Source organism: Rhodoferax ferrireducens, assembly GCF_003347515.1.
Taxonomy (GTDB): domain Bacteria; phylum Pseudomonadota; class Gammaproteobacteria; order Burkholderiales; family Burkholderiaceae_C; genus Rhodoferax.
This window is the reverse complement of sequence record NZ_QEII01000196.1, coordinates 1-5,615: the sequence shown is the minus strand read 5'-3', so window position 1 is coordinate 5,615 and position 5,615 is coordinate 1. Positions and strand designations below refer to the sequence as shown.

2 tRNA genes and 3 rRNA genes are annotated in these 5,615 nt (G+C 50.7%); all 5 read right to left on the bottom strand.

Features of this window, described 5'->3' with window-relative positions:
• Positions 1-41 precede the first annotated feature (41 nt).
• The 5 genes from rrf to C5P05_RS02515 all read right to left on the bottom strand — a co-directional run bounded on the left by rrf (position 42) and on the right by C5P05_RS02515 (position 5,367).
• A 5S ribosomal RNA gene (gene rrf, locus C5P05_RS02535) occupies positions 42-154 on the bottom strand.
• Between the two features lie 163 nt (positions 155-317).
• Positions 318-3,198: ribosomal RNA gene (locus C5P05_RS02530) — 23S ribosomal RNA — on the bottom strand.
• 343 nt (positions 3,199-3,541) lie between these two features.
• Positions 3,542-3,617, bottom strand: a tRNA-Ala gene (locus C5P05_RS02525).
• 26 nt (positions 3,618-3,643) lie between these two features.
• A tRNA-Ile gene (locus C5P05_RS02520) sits at positions 3,644-3,720 on the bottom strand.
• Between the two features lie 110 nt (positions 3,721-3,830).
• Positions 3,831-5,367 (bottom strand): 16S ribosomal RNA (locus C5P05_RS02515).
• The 16S, 23S and 5S rRNA genes sit together here with 2 tRNA genes alongside, the layout of an rRNA operon.
• Positions 5,368-5,615: the final 248 nt, after the last annotated feature.

The window sequence follows — 5,615 nt, the reverse complement described above, 5'->3', positions numbered from 1 at the left end:
AAAAACGCCCAGTCGTCAGACTGGGCGTTTCCGGTTTAATAGCCTGACGATGACCTACTTTCACACGGGAATCCGCACTATCATCGGCGCAGAAGCGTTTCACTGTCCTGTTCGGGATGGGAAGGAGTGGTACCACTTCGCTATGGTCGTCAGGCATAACTTTTTGTCACCAAGACACAAGGTCTTGGCAACCAATTTATAGAGCTAATCAGCTTGTCGATTTTACGACTCCGCACACTGTTCATCACAGGGCAGATATTTTGAATGCGTCAACTTGGCATAACTTCCTTGATACTGCTTTCACAGATCAAAGTTATAGGGTCAAGCCGCACGAGCAATTAGTATCAGTTAGCTTAACGCATTACTGCGCTTCCACACCTGACCTATCAACGTCCTGGTCTTGAACGACTCTTTAGGGGGCTCAAGGCCCCGGCAGATCTCATCTTGAAACGAGTTTCCCGCTTAGATGCTTTCAGCGGTTATCTCTTCCACACTTAGCTACTCGGCAATGCCACTGGCGTGACAACCGATACACCAGAGGTGTGTCCACTCCGGTCCTCTCGTACTAGGAGCAGGCTTCCTCAAATCTGCAGCGCCCACGGAAGATAGGGACCAAACTGTCTCACGACGTTTTAAACCCAGCTCACGTACCTCTTTAAATGGCGAACAGCCATACCCTTGGGACCGGCTACAGCCCCAGGATGAGATGAGCCGACATCGAGGTGCCAAACACCGCCGTCGATATGAACTCTTGGGCGGTATCAGCCTGTTATCCCCAGAGTACCTTTTATCCGTTGAGCGATGGCCCTTCCATACAGAACCACCGGATCACTATGTCCTGCTTTCGCATCTGCTCGACTTGTCAGTCTCGCAGTTAAGCACGCTTATGCCATTGCACTATCGTCACGATGTCCGACCGTAACTAGCGTACCTTCGAACTCCTCCGTTACGCTTTGGGAGGAGACCGCCCCAGTCAAACTGCCTACCATGCACTGTCCCCGATCCAGATAATGGACCTAGGTTAGAACCTCAAACACACCAGGGTGGTATTTCAACGTTGGCTCCACGATACCTAGCGGCACCGCTTCAAAGCCTCCCACCTATCCTACACAGATCTGTTCAAAGTCCAATACAAAGCTACAGTAAAGGTTCATGGGGTCTTTCCGTCTTTCCGCGGGGAGATTGCATCATCACAAACATTTCAACTTCGCTGAGTCTCTGGAGGAGACAGTGTGGCCATCGTTACGCCATTCGTGCAGGTCGGAACTTACCCGACAAGGAATTTCGCTACCTTAGGACCGTTATAGTTACGGCCGCCGTTTACTGGGACTTCAATCAAGAGCTTGCACCCCATCATTTAATCTTCCAGCACCGGGCAGGCGTCACACCCTATACGTCCACTTTCGTGTTTGCAGAGTGCTGTGTTTTTAATAAACAGTCGCAGCCACCGATTTTTTGCAACCTCATTGGGCTCCATCCGCGAGGGACTTCACCTACTAAAGGCACACCTTCTTCCGAAGTTACGGTGTCAATTTGCCGAGTTCCTTCTCCAGAGTTCTCTCAAGCGCCTTAGAATACTCATCTCGCGCACCAGTGTCGGTTTGCGGTACGGTCGTGTGTAGCTGAAGCTTAGTGGCTTTTCCTGGAAGCAGGGTATCACTCACTTCGGCTGCAAGCAGCCTCGTTATCACCCCTCATCTAAGCCCGGCGGATTTACCTACCAGGCACGACTACAGGCTTGAACCAACATATCCAACAGTTGGCTGAGCTAACCTTCTCCGTCCCCACATCGCACTACACATCGGTACAGGAATATTGACCTGTTTCCCATCAACTACGCATCTCTGCCTCGCCTTAGGGACCGACTCACTCTACGCCGATGAACGTTGCGTAGAAAACCTTGCGCTTACGGCGAGGGGGCTTTTCACCCCCTTTAACGCTACTCATGTCAGCATTCGCACTTCTGATACCTCCAGCACGCTTTACAACGCACCTTCACAGGCTTACAGAACGCTCTCCTACCACTTGCAATAAATTGCAAATCCGCAGCTTCGGTAACTGGCTTAGCCCCGTTACATCTTCCGCGCAGGACGACTCGATCAGTGAGCTATTACGCTTTCTTTAAATGATGGCTGCTTCTAAGCCAACATCCTGACTGTTTTAGCCTTCCCACTTCGTTTCCCACTTAGCCAATTTTAGGGACCTTAGCTGGCGGTCTGGGTTGTTTCCCTCTTGAGTCCGGACGTTAGCACCCGGTGCTCTGTCTCCCAAGCTGTACTCGTCGGTATTCGGAGTTTGCCTTGGTTTGGTAAGTCGCCATGACCCCCTAGCCAAAACAGTGCTCTACCCCCAACGGTAATACTTGAGGCACTACCTAAATAGTTTTCGGAGAGAACCAGCTATTTCCAAGTTTGTTTAGCCTTTCACCCCTATCCACAGCTCATCCGCTAGTTTTGCAACACTAGTCGGTTCGGACCTCCAGTACCTGTTACGGCACCTTCATCCTGGCCATGGATAGATCACTTGGTTTCGGGTCTACACCCAGCGACTAATTCGCCCTATTCGGACTCGATTTCTCTACGGCTTCCCTATTCGGTTAACCTTGCCACTGAATGTAAGTCGCTGACCCATTATACAAAAGGTACGCAGTCACCCCATTGCTGAGGCTCCTACTTTTTGTAAGCATGCGGTTTCAGGATCTATTTCACTCCCCTCCCGGGGTTCTTTTCGCCTTTCCCTCACGGTACTAGTTCACTATCGGTCAATGATGAGTATTTAGCCTTGGAGGATGGTCCCCCCATATTCAGACAGGATTTCTCGTGTCCCGCCCTACTTGTCGCAAGCTTAGTATCACACGTCTCTTTTCACGTACGGGGCTATCACCCGCTATGGCCAGCCTTTCCAGACTGTTCCGTTAAGAGTCGTGCTATCACTTGCAGGCTTCTCCGATTTCGCTCGCCACTACTTTCGGAATCTCGGTTGATGTCTTTTCCTCGAGCTACTGAGATGTTTCAGTTCACCCGGTTCGCCTCGCATAGCTATGTATTCACTATGCGATACCTTTCGGTGGGTTTCCCCATTCGGAAATCTCCGGATCAAAGCTAATTTGCCAGCTCCCCGAAGCTTATCGCAGGCTATCACGTCCTTCGTCGCCTATCATTGCCAAGGCATCCACCACATGCTCTTATTCACTTGACCCTATAACTTTGACGTCTCGCTAGAGACTAAAAGTTGTTTTCAAGGAATGTCTGTCAGGTCTTTCACCTGACGCGTTATGCCGTATTCAAGCTCTCACTTAAATAACTCGAATTCAAACGTGAAGTCTGATATTCATTTTGACGCAATCAAAAATTTGTCACTAGCGGCACGGTCTGCACTAAACCTTTACGAATGTGCAGTTTCCGCTAGCAACGCTGATTAAACTCTATAAATTGTTAAAGAACAGCCGATTGATCAAGTTATCCTGATCAACAACAAAGAGGCCTCTTGCAAAGCCTCTTTGGTGTTGAGTACTACTTTATCGATAAGATAATTAAAAGATTGGTGGAGGTGACAGGACTCGAACCCGCTACCTACTGCTTGCAAAGCAGCCGCTCTCCCAGCTGAGCTACACCCCCAAAACCAGAAGGACGTTGGACGACGGTGGTGGGTCTGGTTGGTCTCGAACCAACGACCCCTGCGTTATCAACACAGTGCTCTAACCAACTGAGCTACAGACCCAAGCCGGTCACTTGTGACCAGACTCGAACCGTAGCCCGAATCTTAGTCGTTAGCGACAACCTTCCAACAACCGATAAGTGTGAGCGTTCAAATTAAATTGCAGTTTCCAGAAAGGAGGTGATCCAGCCGCACCTTCCGATACGGCTACCTTGTTACGACTTCACCCCAGTCACGAACCCTGCCGTGGTAATCGCCCTCCTTGCGGTTAGGCTAACTACTTCTGGCAGAACCCGCTCCCATGGTGTGACGGGCGGTGTGTACAAGACCCGGGAACGTATTCACCGTGACATTCTGATCCACGATTACTAGCGATTCCGACTTCACGTAGTCGAGTTGCAGACTACGATCCGGACTACGACTGGCTTTGTGGGATTAGCTCCCCCTCGCGGGTTGGCAACCCTTTGTACCAGCCATTGTATGACGTGTGTAGCCCCACCTATAAGGGCCATGAGGACTTGACGTCATCCCCACCTTCCTCCGGCTTGTCACCGGCAGTCTCATTAGAGTGCCCAACTGAATGTAGCAACTAATGACAAGGGTTGCGCTCGTTGCGGGACTTAACCCAACATCTCACGACACGAGCTGACGACAGCCATGCAGCACCTGTGTTACGGCTCTCTTTCGAGCACCAAGCCATCTCTGGCGAGTTCCGTACATGTCAAAGGTGGGTAAGGTTTTTCGCGTTGCATCGAATTAAACCACATCATCCACCGCTTGTGCGGGTCCCCGTCAATTCCTTTGAGTTTCAACCTTGCGGCCGTACTCCCCAGGCGGTCAACTTCACGCGTTAGCTTCGTTACTGAGTCAGTGAAGACCCAACAACCAGTTGACATCGTTTAGGGCGTGGACTACCAGGGTATCTAATCCTGTTTGCTCCCCACGCTTTCGTGCATGAGCGTCAGTACAGGTCCAGGGGATTGCCTTCGCCATCGGTGTTCCTCCGCATATCTACGCATTTCACTGCTACACGCGGAATTCCATCCCCCTCTACCGTACTCTAGCTATACAGTCACAAATGCAGGTCCCAGGTTGAGCCCGGGGATTTCACATCTGTCTTATATAACCGCCTGCGCACGCTTTACGCCCAGTAATTCCGATTAACGCTCGCACCCTACGTATTACCGCGGCTGCTGGCACGTAGTTAGCCGGTGCTTATTCTTACGGTACCGTCATTAGCCCACCGTATTAAGGCAGACCGTTTCGTTCCGTACAAAAGCAGTTTACAACCCGAAGGCCTTCATCCTGCACGCGGCATTGCTGGATCAGGCTTGCGCCCATTGTCCAAAATTCCCCACTGCTGCCTCCCGTAGGAGTCTGGACCGTGTCTCAGTTCCAGTGTGGCTGGTCGTCCTCTCAGACCAGCTACAGATCGTCGCCTTGGTGGGCTTTTACCCCACCAACTAGCTAATCTGATATCGGCCGCTCCAATCGCGCGAGGCTCTTGCGAGTCCCCCGCTTTCATCCAGAGATCGTATGCGGTATTAGCACAGCTTTCGCTGCGTTATCCCCCACGACTGGGCACGTTCCGATATATTACTCACCCGTTCGCCACTCGCCACCAGGATTGCTCCCGTGCTGCCGTTCGACTTGCATGTGTAAGGCATGCCGCCAGCGTTCAATCTGAGCCAGGATCAAACTCTATAGTTCGATCTTGATTTTTTCGCTCTTTCGAGCAACTCATAAATTGGAATCAACGTGAACTTCATTTCTGAATTTCACATCTTTTTTACTTCATGAGCGTTTGTAAGCCAGTTAAGACTTAGTTCCGAAGAACTTGGCAATCGCCTTCAAACGCCCACACTTATCGGCTGTATGTTTTTAAAGAACCCTACTTCACTTGACTTTCGTCTCGCTTTTCGTTTGCTTCACTGTGATCAGCGAAGCCTTGAATTATA